The 18,041-nt window shown below is 54.4% G+C and carries 16 protein-coding genes; 8 read left to right on the top strand and 8 right to left on the bottom strand.

Annotated elements, in window-relative coordinates; all coding sequences use genetic code 11:
- Positions 1 to 78: 78 nt before the first annotated feature.
- Together hmeg3_RS01810 and hmeg3_RS01805 are read right to left on the bottom strand one after the other, a co-directional pair.
- Positions 79 to 969 carry an amino acid ABC transporter substrate-binding protein gene (locus tag hmeg3_RS01810; RefSeq protein WP_094562213.1) on the bottom strand — a complete coding sequence of 297 codons (891 nt, stop codon included), beginning with the start codon at positions 967 to 969 and terminating at the stop codon, positions 79 to 81.
- Positions 970 to 1,079: 110 nt separating this feature from the next.
- A complete protein-coding gene (locus hmeg3_RS01805) occupies positions 1,080 to 2,402 on the bottom strand; it encodes an aspartate aminotransferase family protein (protein WP_094562212.1) in 1,323 nt (440 codons plus the stop codon).
- 199 nt (positions 2,403 to 2,601) lie between these two features.
- Here hmeg3_RS01805 and hmeg3_RS01800 point away from each other — a divergent pair, with 199 nt between their 5' ends.
- The gene (locus hmeg3_RS01800; protein ID WP_094562211.1) at positions 2,602 to 3,507 is read left to right on the top strand and encodes a LysR family transcriptional regulator; all 906 of its coding nucleotides are present in this window, start codon (positions 2,602 to 2,604) and stop codon (positions 3,505 to 3,507) included.
- Positions 3,508 to 3,958: 451 nt separating this feature from the next.
- On the opposite strand, the gene hmeg3_RS01790 is transcribed toward hmeg3_RS01800, so the two are convergent.
- Positions 3,959 to 5,086 (bottom strand): GGDEF domain-containing protein, encoded by a 1,128-nt coding sequence (locus hmeg3_RS01790; RefSeq protein ID WP_094562210.1) that lies wholly within the window; start codon positions 5,084 to 5,086, stop codon positions 3,959 to 3,961.
- A 357-nt stretch (positions 5,087 to 5,443) separates the two neighbouring features.
- Here hmeg3_RS01790 and hmeg3_RS01785 point away from each other — a divergent pair, with 357 nt between their 5' ends.
- On the top strand, positions 5,444 to 5,920 hold the full coding sequence (locus hmeg3_RS01785; RefSeq protein ID WP_094562209.1) for a hypothetical protein: 477 nt from the start codon (positions 5,444 to 5,446) through the stop codon (positions 5,918 to 5,920).
- 270 nt (positions 5,921 to 6,190) lie between these two features.
- The gene (locus hmeg3_RS01780; RefSeq protein ID WP_369828853.1) at positions 6,191 to 6,604 is read left to right on the top strand and encodes a TipAS antibiotic-recognition domain-containing protein; all 414 of its coding nucleotides are present in this window, start codon (positions 6,191 to 6,193) and stop codon (positions 6,602 to 6,604) included.
- A gap of 517 nt (positions 6,605 to 7,121) precedes the next feature.
- On the opposite strand, the gene hmeg3_RS01770 is transcribed toward hmeg3_RS01780, so the two are convergent.
- From hmeg3_RS01770 to hmeg3_RS01755, 4 genes are all read right to left on the bottom strand, one after another.
- Entirely contained in the window at positions 7,122 to 7,751 is a 630-nt protein-coding gene (locus hmeg3_RS01770; protein WP_094562206.1) for a carbonic anhydrase, read from the bottom strand.
- A gap of 158 nt (positions 7,752 to 7,909) precedes the next feature.
- The gene (locus tag hmeg3_RS01765; RefSeq protein WP_094562205.1) at positions 7,910 to 8,533 is read right to left on the bottom strand and encodes a hypothetical protein; all 624 of its coding nucleotides are present in this window, start codon (positions 8,531 to 8,533) and stop codon (positions 7,910 to 7,912) included.
- Positions 8,534 to 9,513: 980 nt separating this feature from the next.
- Positions 9,514 to 9,726 carry a cold-shock protein gene (locus tag hmeg3_RS01760; protein WP_094562204.1) on the bottom strand — a complete coding sequence of 71 codons (213 nt, stop codon included), beginning with the start codon at positions 9,724 to 9,726 and terminating at the stop codon, positions 9,514 to 9,516.
- A gap of 492 nt (positions 9,727 to 10,218) precedes the next feature.
- A complete protein-coding gene (locus tag hmeg3_RS01755) occupies positions 10,219 to 10,458 on the bottom strand; it encodes a hypothetical protein (RefSeq protein WP_094562203.1) in 240 nt (79 codons plus the stop codon).
- 277 nt (positions 10,459 to 10,735) lie between these two features.
- Here hmeg3_RS01755 and hmeg3_RS01750 point away from each other — a divergent pair, with 277 nt between their 5' ends.
- The gene (locus tag hmeg3_RS01750; protein WP_198361765.1) at positions 10,736 to 12,136 is read left to right on the top strand and encodes a PLP-dependent aminotransferase family protein; all 1,401 of its coding nucleotides are present in this window, start codon (positions 10,736 to 10,738) and stop codon (positions 12,134 to 12,136) included.
- Between the two features lie 82 nt (positions 12,137 to 12,218).
- On the opposite strand, the gene hmeg3_RS01745 is transcribed toward hmeg3_RS01750, so the two are convergent.
- A complete protein-coding gene (locus tag hmeg3_RS01745; protein ID WP_094562202.1) occupies positions 12,219 to 13,094 on the bottom strand; it encodes a LysR family transcriptional regulator in 876 nt (291 codons plus the stop codon).
- A 101-nt stretch (positions 13,095 to 13,195) separates the two neighbouring features.
- Between hmeg3_RS01745 and hmeg3_RS01740 the strand changes: the two genes are divergently transcribed.
- From hmeg3_RS01740 to hmeg3_RS01725, 4 genes are all read left to right on the top strand, one after another.
- Positions 13,196 to 14,128, top strand: a complete 933-nt coding sequence (locus hmeg3_RS01740; protein WP_094562201.1) for an NADP-dependent oxidoreductase — start codon at positions 13,196 to 13,198, stop codon at positions 14,126 to 14,128.
- A gap of 27 nt (positions 14,129 to 14,155) precedes the next feature.
- Entirely contained in the window at positions 14,156 to 15,043 is an 888-nt protein-coding gene (locus hmeg3_RS01735) for an SDR family oxidoreductase (protein WP_094562200.1), read from the top strand.
- A 240-nt stretch (positions 15,044 to 15,283) separates the two neighbouring features.
- Complete coding sequence (locus hmeg3_RS01730; protein ID WP_094562199.1) at positions 15,284 to 16,615, top strand: PAS domain-containing sensor histidine kinase; 1,332 nt, start codon at positions 15,284 to 15,286, stop codon at positions 16,613 to 16,615.
- Positions 16,600 to 17,949, top strand: coding sequence for a sigma-54 dependent transcriptional regulator (locus hmeg3_RS01725; RefSeq protein ID WP_094562198.1), 1,350 nt, complete (start codon positions 16,600 to 16,602; stop codon positions 17,947 to 17,949). Before hmeg3_RS01730 ends, hmeg3_RS01725 begins: the two co-directional genes overlap by 16 nt.
- Positions 17,950 to 18,041 lie beyond the last annotated feature (92 nt).

Raw genomic sequence — 18,041 nt, 5'->3', positions numbered from 1 at the left:
GAAGCATTGATGCAGGCGGCAACATGGATGAAATCGCGTTGCTGATGCCGCCTGCGGTGGCCTGAACCAGCAGGCCTGTTACACGCCGTGACTGTTTGGTGCAGCCATCAGCTTTTCCAGCTCGGGCGACATGGGAATGCTGAGATTGATGTTCTTGGGAGGGATCGGCGCGTTGAACCACTTGTAGTAAGTCTTCTTGAATTCACCGTTGCCGAACATGCCGCCCAGCACGTCATTGGCAAATTTTTTGAATTCATCATCGTTGCGGCGGATCATGAGACCGTAGGGTTCTTGCGACAGCAACGGGCCAACCACCTTGGTGCCGGCAGGATTGCGCGACATCGCGCGGATGCTGTAGAGCAGAACGTCGTCTGTTGAGAACGCGCTTACCCGGCCGTTTTGCAGCATCAGGAAACTTTCCGCGTGGTCCTTGCCGTAGACAAGACTCAGATTGAGGGAGCCGGCCTGATTGGCTTGCTGGACCGCTTTGATATTGTTCGTACCGGCGGTGACCGCAATGGCTTTGTCTTTCAGGTCGGCAATGGAGGCAATGTTGCTGCTGGTCTGCACCATGATCCGCGTACCGCTGACGTAAGTCGTATTCAGAAAATCGACTGATTTTTGCCGTTCCAGCGTGTTGGTGGTGGAACCGCACTCGACGTCGACAGCGCCATTGACTAGCAAGGGGACCCGGTTGGATGCAGTCACGGGTTCAAATTTCACTCTCAGGGAGGGCAGGCTAAGTTTGTCACGCACGGCGGCAGCGATCCGGTTGCAGAGGTCGATGGAGAAGCCGACCGGATTCTGATTCGCGTCGATGTAGGAAAACGGAATCGCACTTTCGCGGTAGCCAAACACGATCTCTCCGGACTGCTTGATCTTTTGCAGCGTGCCGATGGATTGCGCCATCGCCCCCGATGCTGCCAACGTACAGGTAAAAGTAAATACTGCAAGACGAATTGAAACCATGACAGTGCTCCCCAGGAAGTGAGTTTAAGACGCGACAATCTGAACGAGCCACATGAGGTACAGAGGTGGCGCGGCATTCGACAGCAATTTGCAACAGGTTCGGGGTGGGACTAGCGGGTACCAGCCATCTTGTCGAGGCTTTCTCGCAGGGCACGATCCAGAATATCCACTGCCTGATCGATCTGCTTGTGCTCTACCGTCAGCGGCGGCGCAATGCGCCACACGGATCCGCGTTCCGGACGGCGCCGGATGTTCATGCTCAGTCCCAGTTCGAAGCAACGCTGAGTGGTCAATGCACCCAGTTCGTGCGCCGGATTGCGTGACTCCCTGTCGGCCACCAGTTCCACACCCAGAAGTAAGCCTTCACCACGCACGTCGCCGATGCTTTCATAGCGAGTTTGCAGTTCCAACAGGCGGGAACGCAGATAAGAACCGGTAGACTGCGCACGACGAATCAGATCCTCATTGCGAATCGTATTGAGCACTGCCAGGCCCACGCGCGCAGGCAACGGATCTGAGACGTGACTGGTGTAGAAAGTGAAACCGCGCTCATGCACAGCCTGTTCGATCTGCGCTGTCGTGACAGTCGCCGCCAGCGGCAAACCGCCACCCATGGTCTTGGAGACAGACATGATGTCCGGAACAACGCCGAACAGGTCTGAGGCGGTGCGTTGACCGATGCGGCCGAACGCCGTTTGCGCCTCGTCGAAGATCAGCAGCATGCCGCGTTCATCCGCGGCTTTGCGCAGCGCCTGCATGTAAGACTTGGGAGGTACCAGCACGCCGCCGGCGCTGATGATGGGTTCGATGATGATCGCAGCGGGACGACCGGAGGAAGCCATGTCGAACATCTTCAGCCCGATTTCCAGACAGGTCAGCGCCGACTCTTCTCCGCTCATGCCCTTGATATAGGGACGATAGTCATTGGGTTCCGGCAACACATAGACACCTGGCGTCGACACGCCGTAACCTTTGCGATCGCTGGCAAACGACACGCTGCTCGATCCGCCGGTGACGCCATGCCATGACCCGCCTACCGCCAGGACTTCATAACCGCCGGTGTACATCTTTGCCATGCGCAGTGCGATCTCATTACTTTCCGAACCGGTATTGACGAAGATGGACTTGGTCAGAGACTCCGGCATCCAGTCTTGCGCCATGGTGGTCGCCAATTCGGCGACCACCTCTGGAATCATGCCGCTGAACATGTGGAACGCTTCTTCGCCGGCCTTTTGCACCGCTGCGACGATGGCCGGATGGTTATGCCCGATGGTGGCGCACATCTGCCCCGAAGTGAAGTCAAGGATCTCGCGGCCGGTATCGTCGATGACCACCGCCCCCTTGGCCGAACGAAACAGATTCGGAAACGTGTCGCCGCCATAGCGCACCATGAATTCTTTCGCAGCGGAACGCAGTTCTGTCGATGTTGGCATCGCTATTCCTTTCAAAAAATGGTTTGATGAGATGAGTTCTGGTTGCACAGAATTTGCTTAAGTATTACGTTGAGAATGCAGAGCGTCCAATGCAAAGTGCAGCATCGCCGTCATGTTCAGGACGCATCGCGTGATCGCAAATTCACATGGCCGAAATCGGCGGATCTGGACGTAAGATAGGTAAGGGAGGAAGGCAATAATGGATATCAAGTGGTTCCAGGATTTTCTGACGCTGTCGGAAGTTCTCAATTTCACGCGTGCGTCCGAGATCAGAAATCTTTCTCAGGCAGCGTTCAGCAGACGCATCGGTTCTCTGGAACAGATGCTGGGCGCCAAGCTGATCGACCGCAGTTCGTACCCGACCAGGCTGACCCCGGCCGGAGAAAAATTTCGCGGCGTCGCGGCGCAGATTGTCAGCCAGATAGCCGACGCCAAGGCCGACCTGGCCGGCAACCAGTCGCGCGACAAGATCAAACTGGCCATGCCCTATGCGCTGGCGACTACCCGGCTTCCTGGATGGTGGGACAGCTGGACCAGTGGCCAACCGCTGATCTGTGCGCTGGAGACCGGCAACGTGCACGACATCGTGTCGTCGTTCATTGCCGGCAATGTCGATCTGCTCATCTGCTTTTATCATGCAGCGTCACCTATCCAGATCGATCCTCTGCTATTTGAAAGCGTCGAATTGGGTCGAGAGCGCGTACGTCCTTACGCGTCGCCCGCCTTGATTGAAAAAATCGGAATGCACGCTTCGCTCGGCAGTGCAGGCAACCCTGCACCCTTGCTGATGTACAGCTCCAGCGTGTATTTCGCGCGCGTCGTCGATCAGATCATCGAAGGATCTGAAGTCAAGCTGGAAGGCTCGCCCATGTTCGAGACAGAGATGTCGGATGTGCTGGGCGACCTCGCCTCTCAGGGACTGGGAGTTGCGTGGCTGCCCGACAGCTCGTTCAGTCAGCACCGGCATTGGAGTCTTGAACCGGTCGGCGGCGGGGCGTGGGATACGGAAGTCTCCATCCTCGCATTCAAACCGAAGAACAATTTACGGCCGCTGGTGGTCAGAATGTGGCGAGAGATTCTCAAGTACAAAGAAATGCGAGTCTGACCATTGCCCGGGACGGGCAACAGAATCGCCCTCATCGGCCAGAAGCAGACGTTGAACAATTCAAAGGCCAGACAAATAAGCTGTTGCGGACTATCGATAGTGGCGTGTTTTCGATAGTTGTCAACTCCCGACGTGGATTGTGGCTCAGGAAATTTGGCTATTAGCTTAAGTCCGTGTACGCACTGTCTTTCAAGATGGCCGATGCTTTAAAGCGGGCTATGTCGCGCCCAGGCCACCATGCGCAGGAACTGGAATGTGCCACCTTATCCCTGCTCGTCGCGAATCAGCAGAGTCTTGCCCGCAATCGCCTAACCTTCCCAGCCCGGACTTTGCACATATCAGCCGATTATGATCGTGTATTCCATCTTGTAGCGGAACCGGTATTCACGCCAGCCGCGCGTGAACTCTCCTTACAGCAGTATGATCTCCGACAAGTCATAGCGAGCATGTGCTAACAAACCGTGGCGTTCCGGCCACTTGCCTTTGCCTGATACATCGCCATATCCGCACGCTGCAGCAGCGATTCCAGATCGTAGCTATCGGCAGCGACGCCGATGCTGACGGTCACGCCGAGATTTTTTGTTTGCCAGGGAATCACCGTGTCGGCGACGGTTTCCCGAAATTTATCGGCAAGTATTTTGGCAACGGCGACCTCCGTATTTGGCAGTAGTACGGCAAACTCTTCACCGCCCAAGCGGCCGCATATATCTGTTTTACGAAATCGGGATTCGAGCAAATGCCCCATTCTTTTCAGGACAAGATCGCCGGCGCCATGGCCATAGGTGTCATTGACGTGTTTGAAAAAATCGATATCGATCAGCAGGATGCTGACTGGATGCGCGTTGCGTTCGCACAGGAGAATTGCCTGCTCGCCGCATTCGACGAAGGCTCGCCGGTTGAAGATGCCGGTGAGGGCATCGGTACGGGCCATGTTTTCTGCGATATCGCGGGCGTGTTGCAACTGATAACTCAGCAACAGGCTGCTCTGCATGGCCTTGGAAAGTACTTTTGTCCCCAGAAATGCGGTGGCCATCATGGTGGTGGAAGCGATCGCCATGCCAAGTGCGGCCTGGCCCGGCTGGGTGTACAGCCATAATGTGCTAGGTACCATCACGCAGCTCATCGCGCAGATTGTCATTACGCGATGAGAGGCGTAGGTAACCATGCTGCCACCGAGCATGCCGGCCAGGAAGAACAGCACAATACCTTGTTGCATCGTTTTGACTTCTTGTATCAGATACAGCGCCCCCAGTCCCCATATAAGCGAGGACAGCATGAGCGTTGCCGCATAAGGACGTTCCCAGGCCAAAATCTGCGCCCCCTGAGGGCGAGCACCAAAATAACGTAGGAACATGGTCAGGCGGATTAGTGTGCTCACACCAAGCACACTAATCCATGCATAGACGACGTGCGGCGGAACACTCCCCCACAGTGTCCAGCACATAATGCAGGCGATCAGCAGACTCAGAAAAAGGGCAGGGAAAGACTGCCGAAAAAGAAGTGAAAGCGTATCGGCGCGAATCGCCGCCTCATAGGAGGATACAAGCTGGTCAGGAATCGTCGGCGGAACGTTTGTCATTATTTGATTGGTTTTAACGAGTTCCTGAGGGCTGCCGCCATTTTGCTGGACGGAACAGAGCGGTGCTGTCTTTGCGCTTGTGGAAGCATATACAGCGCGCTTATCTTCTAATTATTTGTCACCTTGTGCAAGAGGGAAAAGAACTTGCCCGAGGAGTTGCTCATACGAAATTTTTAAAATTGAAATCCCGATGGTTATTGATTTACAGGCTCGTTTCAGTCATCCGCTCAACACTGGCTTCAACAATTGCGCCCACTTTGATGCCTTGTAAAACGTATTTGCAATGCCTGCAATCGGTCAGATAGCGAACATTGGAAATCTCATTGATCATAAGCCGTATGATAAAAGGATAAAAATATGAAGTGTGTGAGATTAGCTGCCATCCTGTCGCTATCCCTGTCGGGATGCGCATTCCATCAAGCGCCATACATCACCTACGAAGGTACGCCAGCCCTATCGGAGACAGCGGTATTCGCGGCATTTGACGAAAGGCAGCCCGGGAGCCACGCCAACATCCTGGCTGTGGACGGCAAGGCGACCACTTGCGTGCAAGCCGGCTGTCCGGCATGGGTGCGCGTCCTTCCAGGCCAGCACGATTTCACGGTGCGATACAGCGCCCATTTCGAATTGGGCGTCGGCACATACAACTGGAAGCGAGCCGACACCGTCGTCACAGTGCCTGCGATGAAAGCCGCGCATGTCTACCAAACGCGTTACCGGGAAAGTGCAGACAAGCTCAGTGTCACGGTCGATGACCTAGGTGAAAAACCGAAGTTCGGAATCACCCTCGGTCTGGAGGGCGTCAATAAGAAATTTTATCCGGTGGAATTCTGAAGGCTTGTTCTTCGGGATTCGAAACGCTGAAGGATTGAAGATGTAGGAACCTGTAGTCGTCTGATTATTTGCCATGTCCGCGATCGGCAGAAGCAGCCATCCAATACATAATATCTTGTAGCGTCGATGTGTTTTCTTACTTGGAGGGGAAGAAAAAATGCTGAAGGTTTTTGTCGCTTGGGAACAGATCTTTAAGATTCCGTTGCTCTCCTCGTTGTGCGTCGCTATGATGCCCGCAATCGCTACAAGAAGAACCTTTTCTTGGAGATTATGAGTAGAACCGCTTATCACCCCCAAATAATGACGACACAAAACACAACCTCTCAGTACTTTCAAGAATGCCGAGATGCACTTGCTACAGAGCAGGCCGCGTCCCTATCCGCAACTGACAACTGGTCCCATGTAGATAAAAATAAGGTTCATCAAGATTGGGACATTCTATATAAAGAGTTAAGCCCACTAGTTCAAGATTCTGACGCTACCTCACCGGAGGTCCAATCGTTAATAGAGCGTCACTACAAAATTCTCTCCCGTTTTTACACTCCGTCAAAGCAAGCCTATATTGGGATTAGTTTGTTTTACGAAGAGAATGAAGATATGCGGAATTTCCACAATGCATATCATCCAGCTATGGTTAGCTTTCTTGGCATGGCCATACAACACTATTCGCATCAATATCTCTAAGAATAGGTGCGCCCGGAACATGATTGCATGGTGTCCGCTTCCGGCCAGTTGCGGCACTTGAAATTCAGCATCAAAGGCAAGAAAACTAAACGGATCCTTGACTCTTTCTGATCGAATGAGCATTCGCACGAACTGCACCATTAATCCGCGTCTCAATCCAGCCATCCATTCGCAACTTGTATGCTCCGACTTCGTTCCCGCATCCTAGTTTGTTGTAACGCCGAAGCTTTAAAGGGTTCCACCGATTGCACAGGCAATCATGACGTGTTGGCAAAACAGGTCAGACCGTGGCAGGTCAATCCTACTGAACACCAAGAGCATCAAGCTCGAAGAATTGTTGAGGAGCCTGCCAGCGAATTCCATCGGGGAACAAGCATTAGCTCAAAAAGTCCGGATCTATGGCTGCGATCTCTGTTTGACCTCATCAATTGATGTGCTTGGCAAAGCCGAGGCGACCATCTATGCGCTCTAAACTTGGGTCAATTCTCGGCGCACATTATGCGACAGGGGCAAATGTTCAAAGCTGACTTGCCGGATGTTCGGCCAAAGGTACGAATGTATTGGTAGCGTCAAGCGCATCTATTGAGCCACTTTCGATGTCGTAGACCCATCCATGGAGTGTCAAGCGACCTTGAGCAAGAGCCAAAGCTACCGACGGATGCGTGCGAATATTGTTCAACTGTGCAATAACATTCTCGCGAACCATGCCGTTTATCCGGTCGTTTTCGTTCGCGTGATTCTTCGACTCATTAATCATCCGAGCGGCATCTGCATAATGCAGCCAGTGTTTTACCGCCGGCATGTGATCCAGGCACGCGCACGTGGCAACTGCTTTCATTGCACCGCAATCAGAGTGACCACAGATCACGATATCCGTTACTTTCAATTGCGCTACTGCATATTCAACTGTTGCGCTGACACCGCCTGGTTCGGGGCCGAACGACGGCACGATGTTTCCCGCATTGCGAATGACGAACAGCTCGCCGGGCTCTCTCTGTGTCACAAGTTCCGGCACCATGCGGCTGTCGGAGCACGAAATGAACAACGCTTTAGGTGTTTGGCCAGTCGCTAGCGTTTTGAATAACTCTTTACGTGCTGGAAATATTTCTTGTTGGAAGCGTAGAAAGCCATTGATGATGTCGCGCATATTTAATTAAAAGCTGATTCGGGAGCGTTATTATCGCTTGAATTTTTACAAGCAGTCATCTTGGAACCTGTAATTTTCCCAATATCCCTGCCTCGTTCTCATTCACACATGTCGTGGCTGGGAGGGTTGTAGAGCCAACTCTGCGTAGAGAAACGGGCTTAATGACTTACATCGAGATCGACATTGGTGGTGTTCTTTCCGATGATTGGAATGCCGACGAACTGATGATCGTCTGCTGAACAAAACTCCAACTGCGTAAGCCCCCCACCATCTTGAATGAGGATGGCAACAACTGATTGATGATTGGAATCAAGGCCCGCCAGCTCGGAAACTTTTTGCTCATCGTTCCCGGATTTATAATATCTCTCAAAGAGGCTTGGATTTGCGTACGACTGAAATTTGATCGTCTTCGACCGATATTTCCAACATGTCCTCCTCATCCCATCCCATCCCAGCTCCATGAGCAATTCATCAGGAAGCACTAACACTGCATCGCCAGAAGCATCTCCGGCATCGATTAGTTTTGCCTGCCAAGTCGGGGGATTTATCTGCAGCATTGTTGTATTGGGCAAGTTTTGACGCAAGATATTCAATAACTCCTTGTCGTCGTCTGGTAACTGAAGCCAGCTTGCGCAGTGGTTTTCAGAATAGTCCAGCCACATGCTCAAGGCTTGCAGTGGCGTCACCGTGAGTGTCGTGACTAATAGGCAGCGTTGTATGCGCGTGACGTCATTGCCGAATTGTTCAAGTAGTTCTAAACGTTCTTTTCTGGATGTCGCCATCATTGACTCCTGTCAAATAGCGGGTTTTCATTCGAATCATCAATTTTCCGATCCAGCAGCAGTGGGGACATGCGCTTTATCTTGATGTAAGTGGCTTGCCAATAGTTCTATGCAAAGACGCGGGAGAATATTTGACTGCCGATATGTTGGATTGCGTGTGGCTCACAATCATTTCGATGCAGGTGGGCCTGTTGGTTTTTTCATGCTATTTGTCCAACATCGTGCTTGAGCGGAACAGATACAGCGCTCTCTTAACCGACCTGAGCGAACCTTGACTGCGGTTGGCGTGCACCATCTGTTCGGTCCCGATGGTGTTTTAGAATGCCTTGGCAGTCCCATCGAGGCAATTCCATTGGAGTGGCATTTTCAATGGTACTTGACGGGTAGTATCAAGACGCATCCGTACCTTGACTCTTTGAAGCCTTTAAACGCAAAAAGCCCACCAATGGCGGGCCTTTCATTCACTATGACTAGTATCGAATGACCTCAACTATCTGCTGAGTGTCATCAGGTCATGGACACCCGTGCTATCTGCACGGTGCGCCAGAACTCCAATCCTCTGATGCCTTCACTCATCGCTTTGCAATGAGGACGTCCTCAAAGGTGAATTATTTGCTTCACAAATCAACTAAACCATTTTCCAGTGGTAATGCCGCTGGCCGATTAGAGTCAATTGCGCGTTCGAAGATGTCGCTTTAGCGCTGTTTCTTCTCACTAGCGCCTGGTATCCCAGGCACCGAAAGGCTAAACCATTTTCCTAAATCCTCAGTGACGAGGGTTTAAGCCGGTAAGAACCTGTCTGCGCACTGTGTGATCCCGCCTTGAGCGAAATCCGCAACAGGTGAATGTGTTGTCAGAGCCCATATTTTTCTTCCGGCATCCGTGCTATCTGCACAGTACGCCGTAATAAATACGAATGAGCCTGAACTAACAGCTGCTTTGGCCCTGTTTCAGGGCTTGACCCAACTACGCAATCTGAATCAGGAAAGAACCTGAATGTTGCCGGCCTTTTCGCCTTTAGCGCCAACGCTGCGGTCAAATGACACACGTTGGTTTTCGGAAAGGCTCTTAAAGCCGGTCGATTGAATGTCTTGAAAGTGGGCGAACAAATCGGGGCCACCTGCATCTGGCGTGATAAAGCCAAAGCCTTTAGCGTCATTGAACCACTTTACGATACCTGTTTGATTAGTCATTTTTATTCCTTTTTTGTCAAAAATAGGCGACATGCCTATGAGGCACTTGAAACCAAGATTTAAGACCGAAGGAGATAAGACAGAACGACTAGAGATACAGCCATGCAGAATTGGGACCGACAATATTGAAGACTTGATGCAAGTACGTATTTGAATATACAGGTAATAGGCGATATTACCTATAACTATTTATTTGGCCGTGCATACGGAAGAAATCAAGGTCCGGCCTCCAGGACTAGCACCCTCTACGTGCAAATGCCTGAGCAGTCCGCGCCCGTCCTGGATCGATCAACTCCTCCGCGCGCAAACTCGAAGAAGCCGCAAGCGTTACGCGGGATCTCAAACTTCACATCAGGAGAGTAGGTCGCCAGGCAAAGTTGTGAGAGGGCATCTTGCATCGAACCGTTCGCGAGACAAAAGAAATCCGACACTGTTTTCAACTACCCAAGATAGCTGTCGCATCACTGGATATCGACCGACTATTGTTCGCCATCATGGGAAGGTCAAGTCCAAACCGAGGGTCCTGGCAAGGACAAAGGTGCCTAGCCACAGCCCCAGGAGCAACAGCACGAAGACTACGACTGCCTTGCTGCCCGCGCGCAGCACCGCGCGCGTTTCCGCTCCCTTTTTCTTCTTCCCTTGATCGTAATGCCACTTGATGGCGAAGAACATGCCTATACCGAGCACGAGAACCTTGAACGTAACGAAAACTATAGGGACCCAATCCATCATTTTGCGTATTTCCAGACTATGACTTGACACTAACTATGGTGAAGAGCACTACCTCAAAACGCCGCTTCAGCAGCTTCATTTTTGTTCAAACCCATCCCCAGGCATCTTGCTTGAATCTTTCACTACACCTACCTGCGAAATAACAAGAGCATCCAGCGGAGTGATTTGCAGAATGCAGATGAGAGAGGAGAAAACGTCAGCGACTGCCGGCAAGGATGATGTTGCTGCACGTTCTGATGCATACTACTTGAAAGCAATTTCCATACATTGAGACAAAATGTCCCAGTTGAAAGCCATACAAGATAAAAACTTGCCAATCTGGTTGCCGCGATTGGCCTTGCACGGTGGGCCACGTTTTTTGCAGATTGCGGATGCGTTGCAGGCGGCGATAGCAGAAGGATTGCTGAAACCGGGTGATCGTCTGCCTACGCAGCGCCAGTTGGCAGCACAGCTGGACGTCGACCTGACGACAATCACGCGCGCATACGACGAAGCCAGACGCCGCAACTTGTTGGAGGGCCGCGGTGCCCGAGGCACTTATGTCGCGGCGCCGAAAGTCGAACTGACCTCGATCCTCGACCTGAGCATGAATACCCCACCACCACCGGATGGCGTGGACTTCGACGACATGTTGAAGCAAGGTTTGTCTCAAGTATTGATGAGAGCAGATAATGAATTGCTGATGACTTATCACTTGGCCGGGGGAAGCGACTCCGGCCGTAAGGCTGGAGCCAAATGGCTGGCACCGATGTTTGGAAATCTGGATTCTCGACAGGTTGTTGTCTGTCCGGGTGCGCAAGCGGCGATCGCCGCATTGATCCTTGCGCTGACCGAGCCCGGCGATGTCATCCTGGCAGAACCAATAAGTTACCCCGGCTTGCGTGCCGCAGCGATCCAATTCGGCCGGCAAGTCATTGCAGTGGAAGCGGACAAGCACGGTATGGTGCCTGAGATGCTCGAGGAAGCGTGCCGCCAGCACAAGCCTGGGTTGGTCTACCTCAATCCGACATTACAGAACCCCACCGCCATCACCATTCCGGAGCGTCGGCGCAAAGAGCTCGCCGGCATCGCGAAGCGCCGCAATGTGCGCATCGTCGAGGACGATCCCTACTGGCTTCTTGCCGATGCACCGCCACCACCTATTGCCACGTTTGCCCCGGAACAGGTGGTCTACATCTCAACCCTGTCGAAATGCCTGACGCCCGGCTTGCGTGTCGCCTTCGTGTTAATACGCGACCCCTATGAACGCGAACGTTTCCTGGTCGCGCTAAGATCATTTGCACTGATGGTCGCTCCTTTGACGGCGGCACTGGCGACTCAATGGATCCTCGACGGTTCGGCAGACGGATTGATGGAGGGCGTACGCAACGAGGCACGCCTGCGCCACCAGATGGCTCGGGATATTCTGGCGGGGAGGTACAGCGGCGCCGGAGACGGCCTGCATGTATGGCTCGAGTTGCCGGCGTATTGGAACTCATCACAGCTTGCGCGGGCAGCCGACGGCGAAGGCATCGCAGTCACACCGTCGGAAGCATTCGCAACTGCCAGCGGATCAGTGAATGCAATTCGAATCTCATTGGGCAGCATCAAGGATCGTGGACGCTTGCAGGCGGGTCTTCAACGACTGTCTCATCTGCTTGCGCGGCGGCCCGAGTCGTTCAGCACTGCGGTGGTTTAACTGTCCAGGAACGGCGGCAATAAACACTAAGAGAAATCGTAGAGGAAGTGCGTCGCTATCCGGTCTCGGCCGTGAACCGACATCAAATAGTAAATGCACCACTCCGATACTGTGTACACATAAACTCTACGAAAGCGCGAACTTTAGGACTCTGCAAGCGACGGGAAATGTGCAAGATCCAGAGTTCGACTTCTTCGCCCACTTCTCCCCATATCGCCAGTTCACCTTTCTCGATCGCGCCACCGATGATGGACTGAGGTATCAATGCCACTCCGGCACCCGCAATGATCGCATCGCGCACCATCAGCAACGAGGACAGGCGCAACACCGGCTGCGGTTCGATGGCGAGCTTGCTATCACGCATGGTCCAGATGTCTCCTTCGCGATAGGTCGGCATCACCACCGCCGGAACCGCGAAAGGCGTGTCACTACGCCTGCGTGGTACCCGAAAAGATGGTGCAGCTGCCAAGACCAGACGATCCTTCGCAAAACACCTTCCGACCAGATTGCTGTCCTTGCGTGGATTGATGCGAATCGTCACATCGAAATGTTCTTCCACCAGATCAACCAGCCTGTCTTCCGCCACGGCTTCGATCTCGACCTCAGGATAGCTCGCCACGAATTGGGCGGCTAACCGCCCCAGCGCCAATTGGGAAAAAACCAGCGGCGCCGCGATACGCAGGCGACCTTTCGGGCTGGCCATGCCTTCCCGCACCTCCTCCAGCGTGTCAACGACATCGCGCATCGGCCCCTCGGTTCCCGTCAGCAATAGCTGCCCGCCTTCCGTCAGTTCCAGGCTGCGCATGCCTCGTTCGATAAGTCGGATGCCCAACGCTTCTTCCAGCTCTGCAACACGGCGCGACAACGTCGCTTTGGAGCGGCCGCTAGCGCGGCTGGCCCGGCCAAAGCCACCGTGAGTGGCGACCAGGCGAAAGTCTTCAAGGGCGTTCAGATCCATAGATGTCCCAATATTGATACAGAGTGTCTACATTTTATGGTCTTTGTTTTAAATATGAAACCCATTATCTTTGGCTCGTACCCAACTAAAAGGAGTTTGAGATGAAAAACGTTCGTGCATTAATGCTTACTCAATACGGCGGTCCTGACGCTGTCAGTATTTCCACCCTGGACGCTCCGACAGCTGGCGCCGGTCAGGTGCTGGTCCGTGTCCACGCTGCCGGCGTCAACGGACTGGACTGGAAAGTCCGGGAAGGTTATGTCAGGGACGCCTTCCCTTTGCAGTTGCCTGCAGTCCTCGGAATCGAACTCGCCGGCATCGTCGAAGCGGTCGGGCCGGGCGTCACCCGTTTGCGCAAGGGTGACCGTGTGATGGGAGCGCTTGGCAGCCTTGGCGCCTATGCCGAGCTGGTGGCGGTGAGCGAGGCAAATCTCAGCTTGGTGCCGGAGCTGCTGAGTTTGGTGGAAGCTGCGGCCTTGCCTGTCGCTTCCGTCGCCGCTTGGCAGAGCCTTCATTTTGCAGGCCCGATACGCGCAGGGCAGCGCATCCTCGTCCAAGGTGCAGCGGGCGGTCTGGGCGGTTTCGCTGTGCAGTTTGCGCATCAGGCTGGTGCCGTGGTATTCGCCACCGCTTTGAAAGACCACTTCGATTATGTCCATAGTTTAGGTGCGGACCATGTCATCGATTACCAGCAAGGTCGATTTGAGGGGGCCCTCAAAGACATCGATCTCGTGCTGGATTATGTCGGTGGAGATGTCCTGGATCGTTCGTGGTCGGTGCTTACCGAAAACGGCACGATCGTCAGCACCGCATCGCCTGCCATCCTGGCAAGCACGCCCGCCGGCCGCCGCGGGCTATGGTTCATGAACAAGCCTGACGCCGAGAGGCTCCGCCTGATTGCCGATGAAGTGGCACGAGGAAGCTTGCAGTCCCGGATCGACGCCGTTGTGAGCTTTGATGACCTGCCCGCAGCAATCGAACGTAACCGTACCCGTCCGCAAATCGGCAAGACCGTCGTGGACTTCTCCCTTTAATCAGTATTTTCAGAAAGAAAACACATCATGAGCATTCTCGTCACCGGTGCATCGGGCACCGTAGGTTCCAAAATCATCCAACGCCTGGCATCCAGCGGTACAGAAGTGAAAGCGCTGGTCCGTACACCAGGAAAAGTGGCTCTTCCATCTGGTGTTACAGAGGTCGCCGGGGACATGGCAAGCACGGAATCCATGCGCGCAGCCTTGTCTTCGGTACGTACTTTATTTCTGCTCAATGCCGTCGTTCCGGATGAAGTCACGCAGGCGCTGACGACCTTGAACCTCGCCAGGGAAGCAGGCATTGAGCGCATCGTCTACTTGTCCGTGATCCATGCCGATATCTACACCAATGTGCCGCATTTTACCGGCAAGCACACTGTGGAGCGGATGATCGAAAGCCTCGACATGCCTGCTACCATCCTGCGCCCGACTTACTTCATGCAGAACGACGAACAAGTGCGATCCGTCATCGAGGGCTACGGCGTCTACCCGATGCCGATCGGCACGGCGGGCGTACGGATGGTGGATGTGCGCGACATTGCCGATATCGCTGCGGCCGAACTGCTCCGCCGGCATCACACGGCCCACGCCTTGCCCGGGAATATGCTCGAACTGGCGGGACCGGAAGCATTGACTGGCGAGATGGCCGCGAGCATCTGGAGTGAAGTGCTGCAACGACCCATCACCTATGGCGGCGACGGCCTCGATGGTTTCGAGCAGCAGCTGAAAGCCTATGCACCTGACTGGCTGGCCTATGACATGCGGCTGATGATGGCTCGCATTCAACAGCATGGGATGCATCCCCAAGACGGCACTGCAGAGATCCTGGAGAAGATATTGGGACGCCCCATGCGCAGCTATCGCGAGTTCGTCGTTGACATGCTTGAGTCGGGCCGCGCTTCAATAGAACATTGAAAAATAGATCAGAGGAGACCGTTGTTTGATTTTATTGGCGGCTGGTCCATCTCAAAAAATTAAGAGTAACGCGCAGTCGGCTATCCAGCCATTTCCTGAAGGACGCAATACCAACAATTTTTTGTACCGACTCCCCCTAAAAAGAACAGCATTTCTCTGATAGCATCAATCAATAATCCTGTCGTATCGTTCCCGAGGAGGAGCCCTCTGTTACTACAAAAGACCATCAAACGTGATCTCTTGATTTTATGGATACTGATTGCAACGGTCGCATTGATATTGGCGTGGCTGCTGTTGCAATTAAGTCGTCAAGGAGCGTCGTCGCAAATTGCACAGGCGCGCGCTCGTGTTTCGGCGAGTTGCGAAACAATTCGGGTGGGCGCCTCACGTGCCCGGACAGCGATGCCGAAGAGCGATACGTCGTCATCCCTGTCGGCTTCGGCTGCACAAGCGGTAATTGATCTGGCCCTGAATGATGAATCCGGCGTGGAGGGCGGTTTCTGGCAGGCAGGGCAAGGGGTGGTCGCCTATGCTTTTCCGACCTATGACGGTACCGGCATCAAGCGCGATCCTCCAAGCGCCGAACTTGAACGCATCGTGTCAACCGCCGAGCGCGCGAGAGATTCCTCCAGCCTGATTACGGATGTGCGTCCCGGATTGCGGGAAGCCGTCGTTTTCGCAGCTTGTCCCGTGGAGGGCAACGCCACCTCCCTGGTTGCCTGGACGCTCAAGCGTGTGCCCCTCTTCGGTGTCGATGTATTGAATCAACTGCTCATCGCTTTGGGACTCTTGCTGGGCGTAGTCATCGTATCGGGCGCGTGGCTGGGATGGACGATCACGCGCTGGAGGAAACTGTTCGCACGACTGTCGAACCAGTTAACTCAGGCGGAACGATTGGCCACGCTCGGACGCGTATCGGCCGGACTGGCGCATGAAATCCGCAATCCTCTGGGCGCCATGCGGATGAAGGCGGAAAACGCACTGGCAGCACCTTCCGATGTGCGCGAAGCCCGTGTGGCGGGAGCACTGGAAGCAGTGTTGTCGCAGACTGCACGCCTGGAGTCGCTGGTGTCTAGCCTCCTGGCGTTGACTCAGCCATTTCATGTTGAGCGCAGGCCGGTGGATTTGTACGAATGGATCAACGAACGGCGGCAAGCGCATATCGAGACCGCATTGAAAAACGGCGTGCGCATAGACTTAGTGGTTGATCCTGACACTGCACTCTTGGCCCGGCGCTCCGGTCCGTTCGATCCCGAACAAATGGCGCGGGCGTTGGATAACCTTATCCTGAATGCACTGGCGCACACTGATCGGGCCGGCCGTATCGAACTCGGTGCCCGCCGTTTGCAGAATGGCGCGCTGCAATTATGGATCACCGACGATGGCGCGGGCATACCCGTTGAGCTGCGCGACAGTCTTTTTGAGCCATTTGCCACTGCGCGTCCTGGGGGCACGGGATTGGGATTGGCGCTCGTGCGAGAAATCATGCAGGCGCATGGCGGTCGCATCACACTGGCGGAAACCTCGCCTGGAGCGCGTTTTGAAATGGAGTTGCCATGGCACGTATCCTGATTATCGACGATGACCTTGCGTTCCGCAGCAGTCTGGCGGAGACGCTGCAGGATCTTCGCCACACCGTGCTTGAAGCGGGTACCTGCGAAGCCGGTCTGCATCGTCTTCGAACCGAAGCGGTGGATGCTGTCATCGTCGACTTCCGCTTGCCCGGCGATGACGGTCTGATATTCCTGCGCCGCGCGGCGCAGATGTCGACCGTACCGTGCATCATGCTCACGGCCTATGCCAGCGGCAGCAATACGATCGAGGCAATGCGTTTGGGCGCTTTCGATCATCTGACCAAACCGGTCTCAAGAAATGCGCTTGTAGAGATGCTCACCCGGGCGCTGCAATATAGCCGCGTAGCAGAAGAGAATCCGGATGCATCCGCCGCAGCGACCCAGGAAATGCCGCGTGCAGATAGCCACGAACTCGTCAGCAGCAGTGAAGCCATGCGGCAGGTGTTCAAACGGATCGGATTGGCTGCCGGCAGCGATGCGACCGTCCTGATCACGGGCGAGACCGGCACCGGTAAAGAGTTGGTGGCGCGCGCTTTGCATCGCAACAGCCTGCGGTCCGACAAACCATTCGTCGCCGTCAATTGCGCTGCGATCCCGTCCGATCTCATGGAAAGCGAATTGTTCGGCCATGTCAAAGGCGCATTCACGGGGGCGGTTGCCGATCGGGTCGGACGGTTTCGCGAGGCCGAGGGCGGCACCATATTCCTGGATGAGATTGGTGATATGGCTTTGCCGACGCAAGCCAAGATTCTGCGTGTACTGCAAGAACGCGAACTGACGCCCATCGGCGGAAATCAAGTGATATCCGTCAATGTACGCGTTGTGGCGGCGACGCACCGGGATCTCCCGGCGGCAGTCAAAGAGGGGCGTTTCCGGGAAGATCTCTGGTATCGACTTCAAGTTGTTCCCATTATTCTTCCTCCGCTGCGTGAACGTTTCAGCGATGTGCTGCAATTGGCCGAACATTTCTTGCGCCTTATCAGCGGCGACACACCGAAGCGCCTGACCCCGACTGCCGCCAAACTGCTGCTGGCCTATCACTGGCCCGGCAACGTACGCGAATTGCGCAACGCCATGGAGCGCGCCGCCGTTCTCAGTCATGGTCAATTCATCGATGCCGAACACATCGGTTTGCTGACCAGCTCAGGACCGGCGCCGCGAGCAGATATCGATTGGGATGGCAATATGGCGGACGCGGTCAGCTACGTTGAGCGCGAGATGATCGTGCGTGCCTTGGCAACTGCGGCAGGCAGCCGTTCCGATGCGGCGCGTCGTCTTGGCATATCGCGTCAGCAGCTCTACCGCAAGCTGGAAGAATTCGGCCTCAGTTGAGAGGAAATTTCAATCGCTGTTGTCCGATGAAGCGACACCGTGATGTCACTTCGTCGGACAAGTTCGCCGCCTGAAAAAAGTAAGTTGTTGAT

Source organism: Herbaspirillum sp. meg3 (genome assembly GCF_002257565.1).
Lineage (GTDB): Bacteria > Pseudomonadota > Gammaproteobacteria > Burkholderiales > Burkholderiaceae_D > Herbaspirillum.
The sequence above is the reverse complement of the archived record's forward strand: the minus strand, read 5'-3'. Positions and strand labels throughout refer to the sequence as shown.